Origin of the sequence: Bacillus sp. FJAT-49736 (assembly GCF_018343615.1) — a bacterium.
Taxonomy (GTDB): domain Bacteria; phylum Bacillota; class Bacilli; order Bacillales; family Bacillaceae_C; genus Margalitia.
The window spans coordinates 2,196,188-2,217,108 of the sequence record NZ_JAGYPI010000001.1 but is presented as its reverse complement, the minus strand read 5'-3'; the positions used below and the strand labels follow the sequence as shown (position 1 = coordinate 2,217,108).

Sequence of the window (20,921 nt, the reverse complement as noted above, 5' to 3'; positions counted from 1 at the left end):
AGTAGTAATAACCTTATAGGTTAAGTTAGTAAGGGCGCACGGTGGATGCCTTGGCACTAGGAGCCGATGAAGGACGGGACTAACACCGATATGCTTCGGGGAGCTGTAAGCAAGCTTTGATCCGGAGATTTCCGAATGGGGGAACCCACTGCTCGTAATGGAGCAGTATCCTTATCTGAATACATAGGATAAGGAAGGCAGACCCGGGGAACTGAAACATCTAAGTACCCGGAGGAAGAGAAAGCAATTGCGATTTCCTGAGTAGCGGCGAGCGAAACGGAAGAAGCCCAAACCAAGAGGCTTGCCTCTTGGGGTTGTAGGACACTCTATACGGAGTTACAAAGGAACGGAGTAGATGAAGAGGTCTGGAAAGGCCCGTCAAAGAAGGTAACAACCCTGTAGTTGAAACTTCGTTCCCTCCAGAGTGGATCCTGAGTACGGCGGGACACGTGAAATCCCGTCGGAAGCAGGGAGGACCATCTCCCAAGGCTAAATACTCCCTAGTGACCGATAGTGAACCAGTACCGTGAGGGAAAGGTGAAAAGCACCCCGGGAGGGGAGTGAAAGAGAACCTGAAACCGTGTGCCTACAAGTAGTTAGAGCCCTGTGCATATTTTCCTTTGGAAAAATGCCGGGTGATAGCGTGCCTTTTGTAGAATGAACCGGCGAGTTACGATTTCATGCAAGGTTAAGCTGATGAGGCGGAGCCGCAGCGAAAGCGAGTCTGAATAGGGCGAACATAGTATGAGGTCGTAGACCCGAAACCAGGTGATCTACCCATGTCCAGGGTGAAGGTAAGGTAACACTTACTGGAGGCCCGAACCCACGCACGTTGAAAAGTGCGGGGATGAGGTGTGGGTAGCGGAGAAATTCCAATCGAACTTGGAGATAGCTGGTTCTCTCCGAAATAGCTTTAGGGCTAGCCTCAAGATGAAGAGTATTGGAGGTAGAGCACTGTTTGGACTAGGGGCCCTCATCGGGTTACCGAATTCAGACAAACTCCGAATGCCAAATACTTATGCTTGGGAGTCAGACTGCGAGTGATAAGATCCGTAGTCAAAAGGGAAACAGCCCAGACCACCAGCTAAGGTCCCAAAGTATACGTTAAGTGGAAAAGGATGTGGAGTTGCTTAGACAACCAGGATGTTGGCTTAGAAGCAGCCACCATTTAAAGAGTGCGTAATAGCTCACTGGTCGAGTGACTCTGCGCCGAAAATGTACCGGGGCTAAACGTATCACCGAAGCTGTGGATGGACACCGTAGGTGTCCGTGGTAGGAGAGCGTTCTAAGGGCGGTGAAGCCAGACCGGAAGGACTGGTGGAGCGCTTAGAAGTGAGAATGCCGGTATGAGTAGCGAAAGAAGGGTGAGAATCCCTTCCACCGAATGCCTAAGGTTTCCTGAGGAAGGCTCGTCCGCTCAGGGTTAGTCGGGACCTAAGCCGAGGCCGAAAGGCGTAGGCGATGGACAACAGGTTGATATTCCTGTACCACCTCTTTACCGTTTGAACGATGGGGGGACGCAGGAGGATAGGGTAAGCGCACTGTTGGATATGTGCGTCCAAGCAGTTAGGCTGGTTACGAGGCAAATCCCGTAACCGTGAAGGCGGAGCTGTGATGGCGAGGGAAATATAGTACCGAAGTTCCTGATTCCACACTGCCAAGAAAATCCTCTAGTGAGGTAAAAGGTGCCCGTACCGCAAACCGACACAGGTAGGCGAGGAGAGAATCCTAAGGTGAGCGAGAGAACTCTCGTTAAGGAACTCGGCAAAATGACCCCGTAACTTCGGGAGAAGGGGTGCTCTGGTAGGGTGCAAGCCCGAGAGAGCCGCAGTGAATAGGCCCAGGCGACTGTTTAGCAAAAACACAGGTCTCTGCGAAGCCGCAAGGCGAAGTATAGGGGCTGACGCCTGCCCGGTGCTGGAAGGTTAAGAGGAGGGGTTAGCGCAAGCGAAGCTCTGAATTGAAGCCCCAGTAAACGGCGGCCGTAACTATAACGGTCCTAAGGTAGCGAAATTCCTTGTCAGGTAAGTTCTGACCCGCACGAAAGGCGTAACGATCTGGGCACTGTCTCAACGAGAGACTCGGTGAAATTATAGTACCTGTGAAGATGCAGGTTACCCGCGACAGGACGGAAAGACCCCGTGGAGCTTTACTGCAGCTTGATATTGAATTTTGGTACAGCTTGTACAGGATAGGTAGGAGCCTTTGAAGCCGGAGCGCCAGCTTCGGTGGAGGCGTCGGTGGGATACTACCCTGGCTGTATTGAAATTCTAACCCGCACCCCTCAATCGGGGTGGGAGACAGTGTCAGGCAGGCAGTTTGACTGGGGCGGTCGCCTCCTAAAGAGTAACGGAGGCGCCCAAAGGTTCCCTCAGAATGGTTGGAAATCATTCGTAGAGTGTAAAGGCACAAGGGAGCTTGACTGCGAGACCTACAAGTCGAGCAGGGACGAAAGTCGGGCTTAGTGATCCGGTGGTTCCGCATGGAAGGGCCATCGCTCAACGGATAAAAGCTACCCCGGGGATAACAGGCTTATCTCCCCCAAGAGTCCACATCGACGGGGAGGTTTGGCACCTCGATGTCGGCTCATCGCATCCTGGGGCTGTAGTCGGTCCCAAGGGTTGGGCTGTTCGCCCATTAAAGCGGTACGCGAGCTGGGTTCAGAACGTCGTGAGACAGTTCGGTCCCTATCCGTCGTGGGCGTAGGAAATTTGAGAGGAGCTGTCCTTAGTACGAGAGGACCGGGATGGACGCACCGCTGGTGTACCAGTTGTCTTGCCAAAGGCATCGCTGGGTAGCTATGTGCGGAAGGGATAAGTGCTGAAAGCATCTAAGCATGAAGCCCCCCTCAAGATGAGATTTCCCATAGCGTCAAGCTAGTAAGATCCCTGAAAGATGATCAGGTTGATAGGTTCGAGGTGGAAGTGTGGCGACACATGGAGCTGACGAATACTAATCGATCGAGGACTTAACCAAAAAAGCGATTCTCTTTACTTGATTCTTCTGCAGTATTTAGTTTTGAGGGAACAAACCCTTACAAAAAGAAAGTTATTTTGCGTTCAGCAAAAAACTGAGGTCTGGTAATAATGGCGAGAAGGTCACACCCGTTCCCATCCCGAACACGGAAGTTAAGCTTCTCAGCGCCGATGGTAGTTGGGGGCTCTCCCCCTGCAAGAGTAGGACGTTGCCAGGCTTACCTATTGGAGGATTAGCTCAGCTGGGAGAGCACCTGCCTTACAAGCAGGGGGTCGGCGGTTCGATCCCGTCATCCTCCACCATAAATTTGCTAGCCTAGCTCAATTGGTAGAGCACGATCGAAATCGCTGCGTAGCAAAACATCAGCGTACAGTTCGAGCTGCTACTTGAATAATCTTTCTGAGAGCTGGACGACAATTGCAAGCAGTAATTAATCAGCAGTTTATTTTCCTATAATGCCGGCCTAGCTCAATTGGTAGAGCAACTGACTTGTAATCAGTAGGTTGGGGGTTCAAGTCCTCTGGCCGGCACCATTTTAAAAGAAACTTAGATACGAGCCATCAGCTCAGTCGGTAGAGCACGACCGAGTAGGCTTCGTAGCGACGCCTCAGCGTACAGCTTGAGTTACTACTTGAATAGGCTTACTGAAAGCTGGACGTCGTAGATGCACTTTAGCAGAAGTAATATAAGAAACATTATGAAACTTAGATACGAGCCATTAGCTCAGTCGGTAGAGCATCTGACTTTTAATCAGAGGGTCGAAGGTTCGAGTCCTTCATGGCTCACCATGTTTTTTTACATCATTATTATAACGCGGGTGTGGCGGAATTGGCAGACGCACCAGACTTAGGATCTGGCGCCGCAAGGCGTGGGGGTTCGACTCCCTTCACCCGCATCGCAAATTATCTGCGGAAGTAGTTCAGTGGTAGAACACCACCTTGCCAAGGTGGGGGTCGCGGGTTCGAATCCCGTCTTCCGCTCCAGATAATCTTTGCCGGGGTGGCGGAACTGGCAGACGCACAGGACTTAAAATCCTGCGGTAGGTGACTACCGTACCGGTTCGATTCCGGTCCTCGGCACCAAGATTTTTTGCAGAGCAAAATAATCATCCATACTATGCAAAGTAAAATAATCATGCATAATATGCGCCCGTAGCTCAATTGGATAGAGCGTTTGACTACGGATCAAAAGGTTAGGGGTTCGACTCCTCTCGGGCGCGCCATATATTTGACGGGAAGTAGCTCAGCTTGGTAGAGCACATGGTTTGGGACCATGGGGTCGCAGGTTCGAATCCTGTCTTCCCGACCATTACAGAATGGGGCCTTAGCTCAGCTGGGAGAGCGCCTGCTTTGCACGCAGGAGGTCAGCGGTTCGATCCCGCTAGGCTCCACCAATATAATATTTATTTTATGGCGGCGTAGCTCAGCTGGCTAGAGCGTACGGTTCATACCCGTGAGGTCGTGGGTTCGATCCCCTCCGCCGCTACCATAAAATATAAATGGACCTTTAGCTCAGCTGGTTAGAGCAGACGGCTCATAACCGTCCGGTCGTAGGTTCGAGTCCTACAAGGTCCACCATATACATTCGGAGGAATACCCAAGTCTGGCTGAAGGGATCGGTCTTGAAAACCGACAGGCGGGTTAAACCGCGCGGGGGTTCGAATCCCTCTTCCTCCGCCATATGAATAATTATCGTCGCGGGGTGGAGCAACAAGCGTTACTTCATCGAATTATCTGCGAGTTGTACCGATTGAGCCGCTACTTGAATAGGCTTTCTGAAATCGGGACAGTCCAATGTGCATATGGGGAATTTAATAATATTTATCGTCGCGGGGTGGAGCAGTCCGGTAGCTCGTCGGGCTCATAACCCGAAGGTCGCAGGTTCAAATCCTGCCCCCGCAATATAAGGAAAGTTATTTTCAAGTTTCCTTGAAAAAACTTAGGTCCGGTAGTTCAGCTGGTTAGAATGCCTGCCTGTCACGCAGGAGGTCGCGGGTTCGAGTCCCGTCCGGACCGCCATTTTTATTTTTTTGGTAGTTATCTGCTTTTAGGTACAATATATTAATATGGCTCGGTAGCTCAGTCGGTAGAGCAAAGGACTGAAAATCCTTGTGTCGGCGGTTCGATTCCGTCCCGAGCCACCATTTTTGTCTAGAATTCACATTTTTGTATATTATTTATGGCGGCTATGGCGAAGTGGTTAACGCATCGGATTGTGGCTCCGACATTCGTGGGTTCGATTCCCACTAGTCGCCCCATATTTGCGGGTGTAGTTTAGTGGTAAAACTACAGCCTTCCAAGCTGTTGTCGTGGGTTCGATTCCCATCACCCGCTCCAAATTACATAATGGGCCTATAGCTCAGCTGGTTAGAGCGCACGCCTGATAAGCGTGAGGTCGATGGTTCGAGTCCATTTAGGCCCACCAGAGTTTTTTTGCAATAGCAAAATAACTTTCCATTTATTGTTCCGCAGTAGCTCAGTGGTAGAGCTATCGGCTGTTAACCGATCGGTCGTAGGTTCGAGTCCTACCTGCGGAGCCATTTTTTTTTTTTGGAGAAGTACTCAAGTGGCTGAAGAGGCGCCCCTGCTAAGGGTGTAGGTCGGGTAACCGGCGCGAGGGTTCAAATCCCTCCTTCTCCGCCATTACATATTATCTGGGCCCGTTGGTCAAGCGGTTAAGACACCGCCCTTTCACGGCGGTAACACGGGTTCGAATCCCGTACGGGTCATATTATTTTAAAAGAATTTTTCATGTATATGAGAAATTCTTTTTTTTATGTAAAGAAAAGGCAGACTCTTTTGAATTATATCAAAATAAAATTTTAGAAATGTAATTTTATGTTAAAATCAAAATAGGATTTTGAAGATTGATCCTTTAATAATTAAGGATATATAGTTGATGAAAATGGGAAAGGGTGAGGGGAAGTTGGGATCAAGAATAATGCATTTAGTTATAGCCAATAGAATTGCTGAGAGATTATCCATAGAAGATCGACTACCGTTTTTAATAGGAGGCATTGCACCAGATGCTGTAACACCAAAGGAGTCATCTCATTACTTTATAGGTGATGTAACTGATTATTCCAGGAGCATTGATTATGGACGTTTTTTACATAAATATCATTCGCAAGTAGAAAATCTTTATGTACTAGGGTATTATACACATTTAATTGCGGATGATTTATGGTTGAAAGGGTTTTATCTTCCTTGGTTAAAAAATAGGATGGAATCGGATAAAGAAATATTCCATTTGTACCATAATGATTTTCGATTATTGAATGGGAAAATACTAGAATATTATGGTTTAAAAGACAGTCTGAAAACAATGCTTAATTATTTTCCTGCTATTATTGATTTGCAAGAGGTTAGGTGTAAGGATGTGGAAGAATTCATACCTTTTGTTTTGGAAGATATGGAGTACAAAAAAGAAGTTATAAATAAAAAGCTTAATGTTTTTACTTTTAATCAAATAGTTGGTTATATTGAGACTTCTGTTGATAAGAGCTTATTGAATATTAAACATATAATAAATAATAAATAATAATATTTAACAAAAAAAAAGAAAAACGCTTAGAATAGCGTTTTTCTCTTTTTAGAAGGACAACTTATCGATTAGCTTAGTCCCATATTAATTATTAATAAAATGTGCTAATACATACCCAATTGTTAGTAGTAAACCGAAAAATGTATTAGTTTGTGCGGTGGCTTTCATGGCAGGCAGCATCTGAATCGGCTCCGTTTTACCGATAAACCCTTTTACCGCTCTAATTGGTTTTGGAATACTGATAAAGATTAAAAGCAGCCATGGGGTAGCACCGCCGAAAATGATAAAGGCAATAATCCATACATATGATACTGTAAACATTGTGGCCAACAAATAAATCGCTTTTTTGCGTCCTATCAAAATGGCAACTGTTCTTCGTCCATTCTTTTTATCGCCATCTAAGTCACGAATGTTATTAGATAACATGATCGCTCCGATAAGAATCATAATTGGAATAGAGATCAATACACTATCAGCTGTTATTTTTCCTACTTGAATATAAAAAGAAATAAGAACGATGATAACACCCATAAAGAAGCCTGATAGAAATTCTCCAAATGGTGTATAGGCAATTGGATAAGGTCCACCAGTGTATAGGTAAGCAATTAACATACAAATTGCTCCTACGACTGCGATCCACCAAGTTGTATTCATACAAATGTAAACACCTAATAGAATTGCAATACCGAAAAATAGAAAGGCAAGATTTAACACAGTTTTTGGCTGCACGCCATTTCTTACGATAGCTCCGCCTATCCCTACTGATTGCTCATTATCCAAACCTCTTTTATAGTCGTAATACTCATTAAACATATTCGTAGCGGCTTGAATTAATAAGGATGCAATAAGCATTGCTGCAAACAGTAAAAAGTTAAGCTTTGCTGAATGCAATGCTAATGCTGTACCAAGAAAAACTGGTACAAATCCAGCTGTTAAGGTGTGTGGTCTAGTTAATTGCCACCATATTCGCCAACCATGATCACGTTCTAGAGTTGGTGAAGCTTGTTTACTCATTATAAGTCTCTCCCTTATATTTGTTCCGAATAGAAAATAGAACAAAACATTACAATCTAAAGTGTAGGTAAAGGAGAAGAAGGTGTCAATGAATTTTTATAACTAATGTAGTGAAATTATTCCTTTTTGCTAATAATGAAGATGTCGAAGCTGATAAATCCAATTATAGACTTTATAATAGGAAAGGAATAGGAACAAGAGTTGTCGAACATTGACTGGAAACTGTTTGAGGTGTATCTTAAAGAATGGATGAATTAGTATAATTATTATTTAAATACGTAAAGATGTTAATTGCTTTGGGGGAGATTTTAGTGGAATATATTCATCAGGAATTGGAAACCGCATTAAGAAAAGCGAAGGAACTAAAGAAAGATATTTTATTCAGTTATACAGAAAGAATGGATCTTCCATACCCTCACGCATATTATTCGTCTATCACTCAAAATAGTAAAGAGCATTTTTATTGGAAAGACCCTCAAAACGAAACTATATTAATTGGTTTAGGCAGTGTTTTTCAATTAAAATCCGATCAGGTTAATGAAAGATTCCAGCTTGTGGAAGAAAAATGGTCCAAAACTTTGGAAAACGCTTCCATACATAATCCTACGGATCAGCCAGGTACTGGTCCAATGTTATTTGGAAGTTTTGCATTTGACCCTACTAATAGGAAAGAACCTGAATGGGAAGGATTTTCTAATGCTGTATTCTATCTTCCAGAGGCGATGCTTACCATTACAGAAAAGGAAAGCTTTTTAACAGTTAACGTCATGATACAATCGGGGAGCAACTTGTCTTGCTTTGACCGTATTGAACAATGGAAGAGTAAAATCATAAGCATAAGTGATCATACAGTTGAAATAGTGCCGGAAATAAAGAATCAAGAAGAAATACACCCAATAGAATGGAAGGATTCCGTTGCCAATACTATCTCGTTATTGAAAAAGGGATATTTGAATAAGGTCGTTTTAGCCCGAAAAATGAAATTGCAATTTAATGATATTGTATTGCCAACTGCCACTCTTCATCATTTATTGGAGCAGCAGAAGGATAGTTATGTATTTTCATTTGGAACAGAAACTAATTTCTTTACTGGTGCTTCACCTGAAAGACTAGTGAAAAAATTAGGGGGAAATATATTATCCACCTGTTTAGCAGGATCCATAAAAAGAAGCAGTGATAAAGAAATAGATGAGAAGTTAGGAAAAATGCTAATGGAAGATAAGAAAAATAGGCAGGAACATCAGTTAGTAGTTTCTATGATTGCGGATGTATTTCATAAATATTGTATAGCGGTAGACATTCCAAATGCGCCTATTTTAATGAAGACGAGAGATATTCAACATTTATATACACCAGTTAGAGGGAAAGCAAAGGAAGAGGCAAGCCTTTTGCAGATGGTAGAATCTTTACATCCGACACCTGCACTCGGAGGTACTCCAAGAGATGAGGCATTGAAGGTTATCCGTGATGTAGAAAATATGGATAGAGGGTTATATGCTGGCCCAATAGGGTGGATGGATTATCGCGGCAATGGGGAATTTATTGTTGCCATAAGATCAGGTTTAATAAAAGGTAATGAAGCATTTATATATGCTGGGTGTGGCATCGTAGCTGATTCTAACCCAGAGGATGAATATTTAGAAACGAACATTAAATTTCGTCCTATGCTTCGTGCATTGGGAGGAAAAAATAATGAATGAACAAGAAGTACTTACAACCTATTTAGCTGATTTTATTCAGGAGTTGGTCACAAGTGGCGTAGAGGATGTTGTCATCAGCCCAGGTTCACGATCAACCCCTTTAGCTATGCTTATCGCAGAACATCCGAATCTTAATTATCATGTTAACATTGATGAGCGTTCTGCCGCTTTTTTTGCTCTTGGAATGGCGAAGCAGACACGCAAGCCTGTTGCACTTTTATGTACATCAGGAACCGCTGCAGCAAATTACTATCCAGCTATTATTGAAGCAAAGATTTCACGGGTACCGCTAATTGTATTAACAGCTGATCGCCCACATGAGCTTAGGGATATAGGAGCACCCCAATCCATTGACCAGATTCATTTATACGGGAAGCATGTAAAATGGTTTGCTGAGATGTCCATTCCGGATGAGCATGAAGAGCTTCTTTATTATGTAAGAACTACTGCATCCAGGGCAGTAAATATATCCTTGCAAGCTCCGGCAGGACCTGTACATTTAAACTTTCCATTTCGAGAGCCTTTAATTCCTAGGTTGGAACCAACTCCTTTTGAAAAAGTTAAACAATCGGTAAAAAGCTCTCAAGGTGCATTGGTTTTACCAACAGGTGAGATGGAAAGAATTTGTATGGAGTTAGAGAAACATGAGAAAGGGTTAATTATTTGCGGTGTTATAGATGAGCCAGGATTTACTCAAGCAGTTCTCACTCTATCCGAGAAATTGGGCTATCCAATTTTAGCAGATCCTCTTTCTCAGCTAAGAAGCGGATCACATAATGGGGCAACGATTATCGATAATTATGACACTATTTTAAAAGCTGGCACCTATATGAAGGAGCTTTCTCCGGAGGTTATTATCCGTTTTGGAGGAATGGCGGTATCAAAGCCGTTAACTTTATTCCTAAAGGGTTTGCAAAATGTCGTTCACTACATTGTAGATAGCGGCAGCGGCTGGCGAGATCCAATTAAAATGGGAACAGAAATGATCCATGCCGACGAAACAATATTTTGCGATGGGTTAGCTACTATTGTTAGAAATCCAACGAATTTTAAATGGCTGCAGCTTTGGCAGCAATTAAATGAAAAAACGAAAAACATTGTTCAGTTAGCTGTAGAGGATATACAGGACTTAGATGAAGGAAAAGCAGTTGTAGAGCTTACAAAGCTATTGCCAAGTAACAGCACTCTTTTTGTCGGAAACAGTATGCCAATCAGGGATGTCGATACATTTTTTCATTTTAATCAAAAAAATATCCGTGTGATGGCTAACCGTGGTGCAAATGGTATTGACGGAGTAGTGTCAAGCGCGGCAGGGGCAAGTGTGTATGCAGATAACTTATTTTTGCTTATCGGTGATCTTTCATTTTTCCATGATTTAAATGGACTTTTAGCTGCCAAAATGCATCGATTAAATATAACGGTTATTGTCATTAATAATAACGGTGGGGGAATCTTCTCCTTCCTTCCACAGGCTGGTTCTTCTAAAAATTTTGAGCATTTATTTGGGACACCAATTGACCTCGAATTCGAATATGCTATAAAAATGTATGGAGGAAACTATCAGAAAGTAATGAATTGGGATGAGTATCGGGAATCAATTAATAAGGCTATCAAAACCCCAGGTTTAAATGTAATAGAGGTTCCGACTAATCGCGAAAGAAATGTGCAGATCCACCGGAAAATATGGGACAGTGTCTCTCAAGCAAAAGATCATTTGTTAGATGGCGATGTAACATGCTCATAAATATTAATGATGTATCATATCATGTTGAAATTATTGGCGATGGTGAACCTGTAGTTCTACTTCATGGCTTTACAGGGGATACCTCTACATGGAAAGATCTCGCGGGTCGTTTAAAGGGAAAGTATAAAGTTCTTCTAGTAGATATAGTTGGCCATGGTTTAACGGAAAGTCCTGCAGAGCCTAAAAGGTATAATATTGAGTTAGTTGCGGACGATTTAAAAGATATTATGCAGAAATTTGCAATGCATGATGCTGCAATTCTTGGATATTCAATGGGGGGAAGATTAGCACTAACCTTTGCCCAGAAGTATCCTGAAATGACAAAAAAATTGATATTGGAAAGTGCAACCCCAGGTCTAATGCAGGAAAAAGATAGAATAGATAGAAGAGCGCGAGATAAACAATTGGCTGATAGAATATTGGAAGACGGGATAGAAGCTTTTGTGGATTATTGGGCGAATATTCCATTATTCCAATCACAGAAATTACTGGATGCCTCTGTTCAATCTGAAATTAGATTACAAAGGCTGGCTAATAATCCCATTGGTCTGGCAAATAGTCTTCTTGGAATGGGGACTGGCAGTCAGCCTTCGTGGTGGAATACTCTTTCCAGGTTACAAATGCCTATTTTATTGATCACAGGTGAACTGGACAAAAAGTTTTGCCTAATAGCAGATGAAATGAAGAAATGCTTATTGCATGCTGAATGGATTACCATGCCGAGGGTAGGGCATGCAATTCATGTGGAAAGTCCAAAAAAGTTTGGTACAATAGTAATGGAGTTTTTGGCGAAATCGGATATTTAAAGTCGAATAGAGAGAAGTAGGGCAGTAGAAACATATAGCTGTAAAATAAATCTTATCGGTAATGTCCGGTGTAAATTTGACCCGCCATTTTAAGCAAAATTAAAAAGGAGGAATATTCATGGCAGTAGAATGGGTTGCCGAACGAAAATATGAAGAAATTTTATATGAAACGTATAATGGGATAGCGAAAATAACCATTAATCGCCCTCATGTACATAATGCATTTACACCTAAAACAGTTGCGGAAATGATTGATGCATTTGCTTATGCACGTGACGATAGCAAAATAGGTGTTATCGTATTAGCTGGAGCGGGAGATAAAGCTTTCTGTTCCGGTGGAGATCAAAAGGTACGCGGCCATGGCGGATATGTTGGTGATGACAATATTCCACGTTTAAATGTTCTAGATTTACAAAGATTAATTCGCTTCATTCCAAAGCCAGTTATCGCAATGGTTTCCGGCTATGCTATTGGAGGCGGTCATGTTTTACATGTGGTATGTGACTTAACTATTGCCGCTGACAATGCTATCTTCGGTCAAACTGGACCAAAGGTTGGTTCTTTCGATGCAGGCTACGGTGCAGGCTATTTAGCAAGAATTGTTGGTCATAAAAAAGCTCGTGAAATTTGGTATTTATGCCGTCAATATAATGCTCAAGAAGCATTAGATATGGGATTAGTAAATACAGTTGTTCCTTTAGAACAGCTTGAAGAGGAAACCATTAAATGGTGCAATGAAATTCTTGAGAAAAGTCCAACTGCTCTTCGCTTCTTAAAAGCTTCCTTTAATGCTGATACAGATGGATTAGCAGGATTACAGCAGTTTGGCGGGGATGCAACATTACTATATTACACAACAGATGAGGCAAAAGAGGGCCGTGATGCATTTAAAGAAAAACGCAAGCCGGACTTCGGACAATTCCCTCGTTTCCCTTGATGTAAAGAAAGCTTGGTGGAGTACATCAAGCTTTTTTCTTAGCAAAAAATTGGTAAAAAATATGAAGGTGAAGAATAATGGAAACAAACATTCCAAACTTTTTGAAGCAACGTGCATTTTTAACACCTGACCGTCATGCAATTATATTTGATGGGAAGTCATGGACATTTAGAGAAATGTTTGAAGAAGCAGTAATTCTCTCACAGAAAATTTCATCTTTAGGTATAAAGGAAGAAGACACTGTTGCTTTGCTATTGAAAAACCGCCCCTCTACAGTATTAATTATTCATGCTTTACAACAGCTTCGTGTTAAAACTTTATTTTTAAATCATCGTTTAACCCCAACTGAAATGGTATTTCAGTTGAAAGATAGTCAAGCAAAGCTAGTTATTTGTGATATTGAATTTGAGAATATATTTCATGATACCCATCAGCATATTAGCTCCATTAACATAAAAACAATTGCGGAAATGGAAAAGTTGCCGATCCAGGAGATAAAACTTGTACAGGAATATTCATTATCAGATGTTTGCTCGATTATGTATACCTCGGGAACGACAGGCCATCCGAAAGGCGTTTTGCAAACATATGGAAATCATTGGTGGAGCGCCGTTGGTTCTGCACTTAATCTTGGGTTAAAAGAGGACGATGCATGGCTTTGTACGGTTCCTCTATTCCATATCAGTGGATTGTCAATATTGATGAGAAGCGTAATTTACGGAATCCCTGTTTATTTAATGGAGCAATTTAATGAAGATAAGGTAAATGCACTGCTGATAGCAGGGGATGTCACTATTATGTCCGTAGTTGGAACGACGCTTACGAGATTGATTCATTCTTTAAACAAACAAGAATATCATTCAAAGTTTCGCTGTATGCTGCTAGGGGGAGGACCTGCTCCACGTCCTTTATTGGAAGCGTGTGCTGAAAAAGGTATTCCCGTTTTTCAATCCTATGGAATGACAGAAACTTCCTCACAAATCGTTACATTGTCTCCAGAGGATAGCTTTAGAAAGCTCGGCTCTGCAGGTAAGCCTCTTTTTCCGGCACAATTGAAAATAATGTCTGAGGGTAGAGAGAATATGCCATTTGAAGCGGGAGAAATAGTGGTCAAAGGACCAAATGTAACCATTGGCTATCTCAATCGTCCGGAAGCAAATCAAACTAGCTTTAAAGATGGATGGCTCTATACAGGGGATATTGGCTATGTCGATGATGAAGGATATTTGTATGTATTGGATAGACGCTCCGATTTAATTATTTCGGGTGGTGAAAATATTTACCCTGCTGAAATTGAAGAGGTGCTGTTAGCTCATCCATATGTTGCAGAAGTGGGAGTGACGGGAAGCGAAGATGCTGTGTGGGGACAAGTTCCAATAGGTTTTGTTGTCATAAATGGCCCAGTTTCAGAAGAAGAATTAATGGAGTTTTGCAAGGGAAGATTGGCTAAATATAAGATACCGAAAAAAATATACGAAGTAACATCTTTACCGCGAAATGCGTCCAATAAATTGCTTCGCAGAAAATTAGCTGAATTAATACCAAAGGATATGGACAGATGAATATAAAAGAGGTTAGCTTAAATATTATAAATATGACTTTAAAAGCTCCGTTTTCCACTGCCTTAGGCACAGTCGTGGAAAGAGAAGGTATTATAATAAAGGTCATGGACAAAGATGGTACGATTGGATTTGGGGAAACCGTTGCTTTTTCGACACCTTGGTATACGGAGGAAACGGTTCACACCGCTTTTCATATGCTTAAAGATATTTTAATACCATTGATACTTAATCAGCCTGTCCGGCATCCAAGTGAGGTATCTGTTATTTTTGCAGCTATTCGGGGAAATCAAATGGCGAAAGCGGGGCTTGAAACGGCCATATGGGATTTGTATGCAAAACAGCAGGAAAAGCCCTTGTGGCAGCTTATTGGAGGAGACAGGGAGCAAATACCTGCAGGTGTTGTTATTGGTACACAGGATCCCGCTGAAGCCGTAGAAAGTATATCAAAATATCTTCAAGAAGGATATACCAGGGTTAAGGTTAAAATCAAGCCAGGTCATGATTATGAGCTTTTGCATAAAATTAGAAGGCATTATCCGACAATAGATCTGATGGCGGATGCTAATTCTGCCTATACCTTAAAGGATGTTCAGACCATAAAGGCACTGGATGAATTTAATTTATTGATGATTGAACAGCCGTTAGGGGTAGATGATATTGTGGAACATGCTTTTTTGCAAAAGGAGATACAGACACCAATTTGTTTAGATGAAAGCATTGTTTCTATTCATGATGCGAAAAGTGCTATTCACTTGAAAAGCTGTGGAGTTATCAATATAAAAATAGGACGGGTTGGCGGTTTGTGGAATGCAATCAAGATGCATGATTTATGTATTAAAAACAACATTAAGGTGTGGTGCGGGGGAATGATTGAATTTGGCATCTCTAAGGCACATAATATAGCACTAGCAACCAAGAAAGGTTTTTCTATTCCAGGTGATATTTCTTCCTCCAGCAGGTATTGGGAACAGGATATTATCGAGCCCGAAATAAGTGTAAACAATGGTGGAATTACGGCTTCATTAGGATACGGTATCGGATATGAGCTAAATAAAAAACGTCTGAATGAGGTTACCTTATTTAAGGAGATATATCGATAAAAAAAGAAATCGGCTTATTCGCCGATTTCTAATTATCCTTTAACACTTAAATTACCAATTTCCTTCAGGTTTAAAGGTTTTACAATCCGTTTCTGCTTGGTTTTTTGCTTCATTTCCTTGATGACTTACAACATATATTTGTTCTGCAGAGCATTTATTTCCGTTTTTCCAATAATGACAATTGTTTACTTCACACAGCACATCTTTTGCCATTTTTATACCACCTCTTTTTAATAAAATGGATGATACATACTTATTGTTTGTAGCCGGTATAAAAATATCACGGAAATCAAAGGAAGAATAAATTAATGCTCTAATCAATGTATTAACATCATATATAAAATCTAATAATCATATGGAATGGTTTTGATATGAGAGCTTAAAAATAATACCGAGTAGGGGCTTCGATACTAGAATTATTTTTCTTGCTTATTTGATGGCCATTTTTCAGGAACAGGATCAACTCCTCCTGGATGAAGCGGATGACATTTTAATATCCGTTTTATCGTTAAATAGCCGCCACGGAAAGCACCGTACCGTTTAATTGCTACAAGACCATACTGGGAGCAAGTCGGGTAAAAACGGCATGTAGGTGGCTTCATTGGAGAAATGACAAGCTGATAAAAACGAATAATGGAAATAAATAAAAATTTAAACATGGTAGACATCCTTCAATTTTTTCTTTAGAGTAATACTTTTTTATGAAAGAGTCAAAAGAACCAGCCATTAATGATTGGATGGTTCTTTTTCATCTCGTTTAATATTTGGATTGTTTTCAATCGGATCAACTGTATGTTTATATGAGTATGCCTTCGATGTTGTAATTACGGCAGCAGACATAATGATAACGATAATAATGAGCGATACTACTAAAATTAAAGTAAACATTCAAATTCTCCTTTGTTTTCAATTCCTTATTTTATCTTACCATGTATTTGAATAGAATATGGAATAGATTGTGAACGGGAATTGAAAAAATAGGATGGGAAATAAACTGCTTAATGCAAGTATTTGCTATGTGGTAAGAAATCGAGATCGCCTGTACCTTGCGCAAATTTTTCCTTGAGTGTTTCTGTCAAATATAAACTGACAAAATAATGCAATTCATAATCGGTCATTTCCTTCACGATATTTAATAGTTCATTTCGATTATTATTTTCCACAACGGCTAATGCTATCATATCTAAATCCTCTTCATCGCCTGTTAATTTATCTCGATAAATTTCAAAAAGCTCATCCACTAATCTCAAGTTGAAACACTCCCATTTCTTTAAGGTTCGAGTAAAGACTTTCCTTTTATAAGAATATTTTAAGTCGATTTGTGGGAAACGATACATAAAGATTATTTTGTATCAAGAATCATGTAGAGGTGGGAATATAGATGGAAGCAAATAAGCACACATATTATGTTGATCTTGGGAGCGGGGAAATTTCAAGAAGTAGGGCGGACTCCGTATGGAATTTTAAAATAGAAGCAACCGATGAGGAAATAACAAAGTTAAGACAAATTTTCGATTCCAATTATGACGCAGATATTGAAGGCTTTCTCCGGGCCCATATACCTGTATTGGAATACCATCATGACCGTCCGAATGACATTTCTGATGAGAATTTACTTCGTGCGTATCAGATGCTGTATGAATTAGGAGATGAGGATGCAAAAAAGCATATAGACAGTATAGGAATATTAAAAGATTTTACTTCTAAATAAATAGAAAGGGGGTGCCGTAAACAAGGGCCCCCTTATAGGTAAGAATCCTTAATAAGTTTCTTTTCTAATAGATCCACTAATTGATACATAACTGTAGCGATAATTGCTACGATAATTAGAGATAGCATTACTAAAGTAAAATTAAAGACCTGGAAGCCATAGATAATTAAATATCCTAAACCTTTTGAGGCTACTAAATATTCTCCGACAATAACACCTACCCATGATAAACCAACATTTACTTTTAAAGTAGAAATGATAGTAGGAAAGGATGCGGGTAATATCGCTTCTTTGAAAATTTGAAAGCGGGTTGCTCCGAAAGTTTGCAATACTTTTAAATAGTTCGAATCCACATCGCGAAATGAAGTGTAGATAACGATGGTTGTAATGATTACAGAAATGATTATTCCCATCGCAATACTGGAGGTTAACCCTGGACCGAAGACAACGATTAATATTGGACCAAGGGCAACCTTTGGCATGGCATTAAAAACAACAAGATAGGGATCCAAAATCTTTGAAAATTTAGGAGATGCCCAAAGAATTGCAGCTAATAGTGCTCCTAAAAGAGTACCGAGGATAAATCCCATTATGGTCTCGAAAACAGTTATACCGATATGACTAAAAAGGGTTCCATCTTGAATCTTGTTGATAAATAATGACCAAATTTTTGTAGGCGCACTGAATATTAACGGATTGACCCAATGTAGTCGGCTAGCAGTTTCCCAAAGGGCAAAAAACACGAGCAAAATAATCACTTGATAAAATCTAACCCATCTTTTTTCTACTTTAATGTTATTAAGATATTGGTGATAGAGGAAATTTGGTTTATTTTTCACCTTCAAGAGACTCCAACTCCTTCCAAATTTCCTGAAACAGGACAGAGTATGCTTCTTTGCTTCTTGCCTCAAATGGCCTGATCACTCTCAACTCATCAGGTACATTAAATGTTTTATATAATCGGCCAGGTTTGGCGGCAAATAATAATATCCGATCACTCATAGAAATGGCTTCTCCTATATCATGCGTAACTAAAACAGCCGTTTTTTTGTATGTTTTCAGTGTTTCAAATACCAGATCCTCCAGCTTTAGCTTTGTTTGATAATCAAGAGCTGAAAATGGCTCATCGAGAAAAAGAATTTTCGGATTAATCGCTAATGTTCTTACCAGAGCTGCACGTTGTCTCATGCCTCCAGAAAGCTGACGCGGATATTGGTTTTCAACTCCGTCTAATCCTATTTCATGTAGCAACTGTAGGGCCGTTTTCTTCGTCTGATCGTTCAATTGATTTTTTAACTTAAGACCAAGTAAAATATTTTCTTCGATTGTTTTCCATGGAAATAAATAATCTTGCTGCAGCATATAACCAATCGAGGATGTCAATGAACTAGGCAAGACACCCTCAATCAATACGTTCCCTTCTGTTGGTTTAATAAGACCTGAAAGGATGGATAGCATAGTTGTTTTGCCACATCCGCTTGGACCAAGGAGGGAAATAAACTCCCCTTCTTCAATTTCAAAGCTTATATCTTTTAAAGCATCCGTAGCTGTTTTTGGTGTAAAGTAGCTATGATGGACGTTTTCTACAGTTAGGAAGCTCATAAAATGTTTAACCTCCTTATTCATTTATTACCTTTTTGGCTATAGATGAATTGACAAGTGCTTTATAGTCAACTTTTTTTGGTAATTCTCCTGCTTCCCCCATAATTTCCTGCAAATGATTCCAGCCATCCTCACTTAAAACTAAGTCTGTGCCAAATGAGCCTTGGCTTCGATAGCGTTCGATTGAAGCGGATAAAATATCGATATCTGTGTCTTCAAAAAATGGCTGAACAACTTTTGCCACTTGTTTTGAATCGTGATCTTTCACCCATTTTTCCGCTTTATAAAGAGCACGGACAAATTTCTCAATCGTATCCTTATTTTCTTTGATATAGCTTTCTTTTGCCATATAATCGGTGTAAGGGACATTGCCAGATTCCTTTCCAAAGGAGGCAACAATATATCCTTTACCCTCTTTTTCAAAAACGGAAGCAGTTGGTTCGAATAATTGAACAAAATCACCTGTTCCGGATGCAAAGGCATTTGCAATATTAGCAAAATCGATATTTTGAATGAGGTTTAAATCCTTATGAGGGTCGATGCTATGTTTTTTCAAAACATATTCCCCCACCATTTGTGGCATGCCGCCTTTTCTTTGCCCGAGGAAGGTAGAGCCTTTTAATTGATCCCATGAAAAGTTATCGATTTTTTTGCGGGAGACAAGAAATGTACCGTCTGTTCTTGTCAACTGGGCAAAATTAATTACAGGATCGTCACTTCCTTGAGCGTGAACATAAATGGAAGTTTCTGAACCAACCAGAGCAATATCAGCTCCATTTGCTAATAATGTGGTCATAGTTTTGTCTCCGCCAGCGGTCGTTTTTAAGTCAATTTTTAGGCCTTCATCTTTAAAAAAGCCTTTTTGGATAGCTACATATTGAGGGGTATAAAAAACAGATCGGGTAACTTCTGCAACACGAACTTTCTTAAGTCCTTCTTTTTTAGAGCATGCTCCGAGCGTAAAGAGCAAAATGAATGTCAAGAAAAGTGCAAAGCTAATTTTAAGCCACCTTTTCATACAGGAACCTCCTTATAGGCATTCGTTTATTTTTGATTTGTTACATATGGTATGATTTTAAAAAAAATGTGTGAATGCCTATAAATAAATCTAAAGAGTAAATGAGGTGTTTCTTTGAATATTATAGAAAAAAGTCCATTCCCATCGCCAAACCCCAAGATAAAGATGTTTTTAATTACATATCTTTCAGGTTCATTAAAAGTGAAAGGATTGCTGGCAGAACCAAATGACAATCGGAAATATGATGGTTTTTTATATTTGAGGGGAGGAATAAAAAGTGTAGGTATGGTGAGGCCGGCAAGAATAGGTCAATTTGCTAGTGAGGGTTTTATCGTGTTTGCCCCATTTTATCGCGGAAATCGCGGTGGTGAAGGAAATGAGGATTTTGCAGGTGACGATCGTTTGGACGCCTATAATGCTTTCGATCTTCTTATGAATTATCATCGGATTAACAAGAACCGAATTCATATTTTTGGCTTCTCAAGAGGAGGAGCAATGGCTCTTCATACTGCTATTCATAGAAAAGAAGCTATATCCGTTGTAACTTGGAGTGGGGTTTCCGATATGGAGCTAACTTATTATGAACGTACAGATTTACGAAAGATGTTGAAGAGGGTAATCGGAGGTACACCTAGTAAATTTCCCGATCGATATAAAGAGCGGACACCATTATTTGCTTTGAAGGAAATAGATGCCCCAGTTTTGATTATTCATGGTAATAAAGATCAAAACGTTTCATTCGAACATGCAAAAAGACTAGAAGAAAGATTAAGGTCTTTGGGAAAATCAGTAGACACATGGTATTTTCCAAACTTTACTCATTATTTTCCTCCAGCAATCAATCGACAAATTGTCACCGATTTATGTTCCTGGATGAAAAAACAAGCATGAACATGATAGAATATCTTTAAGAATGTTGAAAAGAGGAGATATATAAATGGGAATGCCTTTAGAATTAAATACGATGATTGTAACGAAAGGAAAAGAAAATAGATTAGATGATAATTTATTTATTTTAGAAAAAGCAGGATACCGTTTATATCCAATTGATATTCCAATTGATGTTAGGAGGACTATTGAAAGTGATTCAAGCGGAACCGCTATCATTCAGAAATTAGAATGGGGTAAGGAAACAACAACTATATTTTATCAGCTTGTTTCATTGAACTCTATAAACTAAAAGGGTGGCTCACGAAAGCCACCCTTTT

18 protein-coding genes, 21 tRNA genes and 2 rRNA genes are annotated in these 20,921 nt (G+C 40.4%); 33 read left to right on the top strand and 8 right to left on the bottom strand.

What is annotated here, in order from left to right; all coding sequences use genetic code 11:
• The first annotated feature begins 18 nt into the window (after nt 1-18).
• From KHA87_RS11580 to KHA87_RS11465, 24 genes are all read left to right on the top strand, one after another.
• Nucleotides 19-2,976: ribosomal RNA gene (locus KHA87_RS11580) — 23S ribosomal RNA — on the top strand.
• Between the two features lie 100 nt (nt 2,977-3,076).
• Nucleotides 3,077-3,193, top strand: a 5S ribosomal RNA gene (gene rrf, locus KHA87_RS11575).
• A gap of 9 nt (nt 3,194-3,202) precedes the next feature.
• Nucleotides 3,203-3,278: transfer RNA gene (locus KHA87_RS11570), tRNA-Val, on the top strand.
• 155 nt (nt 3,279-3,433) lie between these two features.
• Nucleotides 3,434-3,509: transfer RNA gene (locus KHA87_RS11565), tRNA-Thr, on the top strand.
• A 179-nt stretch (nt 3,510-3,688) separates the two neighbouring features.
• Nucleotides 3,689-3,764, top strand: a tRNA-Lys gene (locus KHA87_RS11560).
• A gap of 25 nt (nt 3,765-3,789) precedes the next feature.
• A tRNA-Leu gene (locus KHA87_RS11555) sits at nt 3,790-3,871 on the top strand.
• Between the two features lie 13 nt (nt 3,872-3,884).
• Nucleotides 3,885-3,959 (top strand) — tRNA-Gly (locus KHA87_RS11550).
• A 10-nt stretch (nt 3,960-3,969) separates the two neighbouring features.
• Nucleotides 3,970-4,058, top strand: a tRNA-Leu gene (locus KHA87_RS11545).
• A 63-nt stretch (nt 4,059-4,121) separates the two neighbouring features.
• Nucleotides 4,122-4,198, top strand: a tRNA-Arg gene (locus KHA87_RS11540).
• Between the two features lie 9 nt (nt 4,199-4,207).
• A tRNA-Pro gene (locus tag KHA87_RS11535) sits at nt 4,208-4,284 on the top strand.
• 9 nt (nt 4,285-4,293) lie between these two features.
• Nucleotides 4,294-4,369 (top strand) — tRNA-Ala (locus tag KHA87_RS11530).
• 18 nt (nt 4,370-4,387) lie between these two features.
• Nucleotides 4,388-4,464 (top strand) — tRNA-Met (locus KHA87_RS11525).
• A 12-nt stretch (nt 4,465-4,476) separates the two neighbouring features.
• Nucleotides 4,477-4,553: transfer RNA gene (locus KHA87_RS11520), tRNA-Ile, on the top strand.
• A 9-nt stretch (nt 4,554-4,562) separates the two neighbouring features.
• Nucleotides 4,563-4,655: transfer RNA gene (locus tag KHA87_RS11515), tRNA-Ser, on the top strand.
• Between the two features lie 148 nt (nt 4,656-4,803).
• Nucleotides 4,804-4,877, top strand: a tRNA-Met gene (locus KHA87_RS11510).
• Between the two features lie 40 nt (nt 4,878-4,917).
• Nucleotides 4,918-4,994, top strand: a tRNA-Asp gene (locus tag KHA87_RS11505).
• A gap of 49 nt (nt 4,995-5,043) precedes the next feature.
• A tRNA-Phe gene (locus KHA87_RS11500) sits at nt 5,044-5,119 on the top strand.
• Between the two features lie 38 nt (nt 5,120-5,157).
• Nucleotides 5,158-5,233 (top strand) — tRNA-His (locus KHA87_RS11495).
• A 5-nt stretch (nt 5,234-5,238) separates the two neighbouring features.
• Nucleotides 5,239-5,312: transfer RNA gene (locus tag KHA87_RS11490), tRNA-Gly, on the top strand.
• Between the two features lie 11 nt (nt 5,313-5,323).
• Nucleotides 5,324-5,400: transfer RNA gene (locus KHA87_RS11485), tRNA-Ile, on the top strand.
• Nucleotides 5,401-5,440: 40 nt separating this feature from the next.
• A tRNA-Asn gene (locus tag KHA87_RS11480) sits at nt 5,441-5,515 on the top strand.
• Between the two features lie 12 nt (nt 5,516-5,527).
• Nucleotides 5,528-5,618: transfer RNA gene (locus KHA87_RS11475), tRNA-Ser, on the top strand.
• Between the two features lie 14 nt (nt 5,619-5,632).
• A tRNA-Glu gene (locus KHA87_RS11470) sits at nt 5,633-5,704 on the top strand.
• 197 nt (nt 5,705-5,901) lie between these two features.
• Entirely contained in the window at nt 5,902-6,516 is a 615-nt protein-coding gene (locus KHA87_RS11465; protein ID WP_213094328.1) for a hydrolase, read from the top strand.
• An 87-nt stretch (nt 6,517-6,603) separates the two neighbouring features.
• Here the strand turns inward: KHA87_RS11465 and KHA87_RS11460 are convergent, their stop codons facing one another.
• Entirely contained in the window at nt 6,604-7,533 is a 930-nt protein-coding gene (locus KHA87_RS11460) for a 1,4-dihydroxy-2-naphthoate polyprenyltransferase (protein WP_213094179.1), read from the bottom strand.
• Between the two features lie 311 nt (nt 7,534-7,844).
• Between KHA87_RS11460 and KHA87_RS11455 the strand changes: the two genes are divergently transcribed.
• The 6 genes from KHA87_RS11455 to menC all read left to right on the top strand — a co-directional run bounded on the left by KHA87_RS11455 (nt 7,845) and on the right by menC (nt 15,382).
• On the top strand, nt 7,845-9,233 hold the full coding sequence (locus KHA87_RS11455) for an isochorismate synthase (protein ID WP_213094178.1): 1,389 nt from the start codon (nt 7,845-7,847) through the stop codon (nt 9,231-9,233).
• Entirely contained in the window at nt 9,226-10,977 is a 1,752-nt protein-coding gene (menD, locus tag KHA87_RS11450) for a 2-succinyl-5-enolpyruvyl-6-hydroxy-3-cyclohexene-1-carboxylic-acid synthase (RefSeq protein WP_213094177.1), read from the top strand. Before KHA87_RS11455 ends, menD begins: the two co-directional genes overlap by 8 nt.
• Nucleotides 10,968-11,783, top strand: coding sequence for a 2-succinyl-6-hydroxy-2,4-cyclohexadiene-1-carboxylate synthase (gene menH, locus KHA87_RS11445; protein WP_213094176.1), 816 nt, complete (start codon nt 10,968-10,970; stop codon nt 11,781-11,783). Before menD ends, menH begins: the two co-directional genes overlap by 10 nt.
• Nucleotides 11,784-11,901: 118 nt before the next feature.
• Nucleotides 11,902-12,720, top strand: coding sequence for a 1,4-dihydroxy-2-naphthoyl-CoA synthase (gene menB, locus KHA87_RS11440; protein WP_213094175.1), 819 nt, complete (start codon nt 11,902-11,904; stop codon nt 12,718-12,720).
• 77 nt (nt 12,721-12,797) lie between these two features.
• Nucleotides 12,798-14,282 carry an o-succinylbenzoate--CoA ligase gene (locus tag KHA87_RS11435; RefSeq protein WP_213094174.1) on the top strand — a complete coding sequence of 495 codons (1,485 nt, stop codon included), beginning with the start codon at nt 12,798-12,800 and terminating at the stop codon, nt 14,280-14,282.
• A complete protein-coding gene (gene menC / locus KHA87_RS11430) occupies nt 14,279-15,382 on the top strand; it encodes an o-succinylbenzoate synthase (RefSeq protein ID WP_213094173.1) in 1,104 nt (367 codons plus the stop codon). The genes KHA87_RS11435 and menC overlap by 4 nt, the downstream gene beginning before the upstream one ends.
• Before the next feature lie 51 nt (nt 15,383-15,433).
• Here menC and KHA87_RS11425 read toward each other — a convergent pair whose 3' ends face one another.
• From KHA87_RS11425 to KHA87_RS11410, 4 genes are all read right to left on the bottom strand, one after another.
• Nucleotides 15,434-15,595, bottom strand: a complete 162-nt coding sequence (locus KHA87_RS11425; RefSeq protein WP_213094172.1) for a DUF1540 domain-containing protein — start codon at nt 15,593-15,595, stop codon at nt 15,434-15,436.
• 203 nt (nt 15,596-15,798) lie between these two features.
• Nucleotides 15,799-16,041 (bottom strand): membrane protein insertion efficiency factor YidD, encoded by a 243-nt coding sequence (gene yidD, locus KHA87_RS11420; protein ID WP_213094171.1) that lies wholly within the window; start codon nt 16,039-16,041, stop codon nt 15,799-15,801.
• A gap of 67 nt (nt 16,042-16,108) precedes the next feature.
• Entirely contained in the window at nt 16,109-16,270 is a 162-nt protein-coding gene (ytzI, locus tag KHA87_RS11415) for a YtzI protein (RefSeq protein WP_213094170.1), read from the bottom strand.
• Between the two features lie 110 nt (nt 16,271-16,380).
• The gene (locus tag KHA87_RS11410; RefSeq protein ID WP_213094169.1) at nt 16,381-16,632 is read right to left on the bottom strand and encodes a DUF6154 family protein; all 252 of its coding nucleotides are present in this window, start codon (nt 16,630-16,632) and stop codon (nt 16,381-16,383) included.
• Between the two features lie 131 nt (nt 16,633-16,763).
• On the opposite strand from KHA87_RS11410, the gene KHA87_RS11405 reads away from it, so the two are divergent.
• A complete protein-coding gene (locus KHA87_RS11405) occupies nt 16,764-17,093 on the top strand; it encodes a hydrolase (RefSeq protein WP_213094168.1) in 330 nt (109 codons plus the stop codon).
• Nucleotides 17,094-17,125: 32 nt separating this feature from the next.
• Here the strand turns inward: KHA87_RS11405 and KHA87_RS11400 are convergent, their stop codons facing one another.
• The 3 genes from KHA87_RS11400 to KHA87_RS11390 are packed head-to-tail and all read right to left on the bottom strand — an operon-like array spanning nt 17,126 to nt 19,713.
• Nucleotides 17,126-17,938: an ABC transporter permease gene (locus tag KHA87_RS11400; protein WP_213094167.1), complete on the bottom strand. Its 813-nt coding sequence runs from the start codon at nt 17,936-17,938 to the stop codon at nt 17,126-17,128.
• The gene (locus KHA87_RS11395; protein ID WP_213094166.1) at nt 17,922-18,695 is read right to left on the bottom strand and encodes an ABC transporter ATP-binding protein; all 774 of its coding nucleotides are present in this window, start codon (nt 18,693-18,695) and stop codon (nt 17,922-17,924) included. Before KHA87_RS11395 ends, KHA87_RS11400 begins: the two co-directional genes overlap by 17 nt.
• Before the next feature lie 16 nt (nt 18,696-18,711).
• The gene (locus KHA87_RS11390) at nt 18,712-19,713 is read right to left on the bottom strand and encodes an ABC transporter substrate-binding protein (protein ID WP_213094165.1); all 1,002 of its coding nucleotides are present in this window, start codon (nt 19,711-19,713) and stop codon (nt 18,712-18,714) included.
• A 165-nt stretch (nt 19,714-19,878) separates the two neighbouring features.
• On the opposite strand from KHA87_RS11390, the gene KHA87_RS11385 reads away from it, so the two are divergent.
• Both KHA87_RS11385 and KHA87_RS11380 read left to right on the top strand, forming a co-directional pair.
• Nucleotides 19,879-20,604: an alpha/beta hydrolase family protein gene (locus KHA87_RS11385; protein WP_213094327.1), complete on the top strand. Its 726-nt coding sequence runs from the start codon at nt 19,879-19,881 to the stop codon at nt 20,602-20,604.
• Nucleotides 20,605-20,650: 46 nt separating this feature from the next.
• Nucleotides 20,651-20,893 carry a DUF2584 domain-containing protein gene (locus tag KHA87_RS11380; RefSeq protein WP_213094164.1) on the top strand — a complete coding sequence of 81 codons (243 nt, stop codon included), beginning with the start codon at nt 20,651-20,653 and terminating at the stop codon, nt 20,891-20,893.
• The last annotated feature ends 28 nt before the right edge of the window (nt 20,894-20,921 follow it).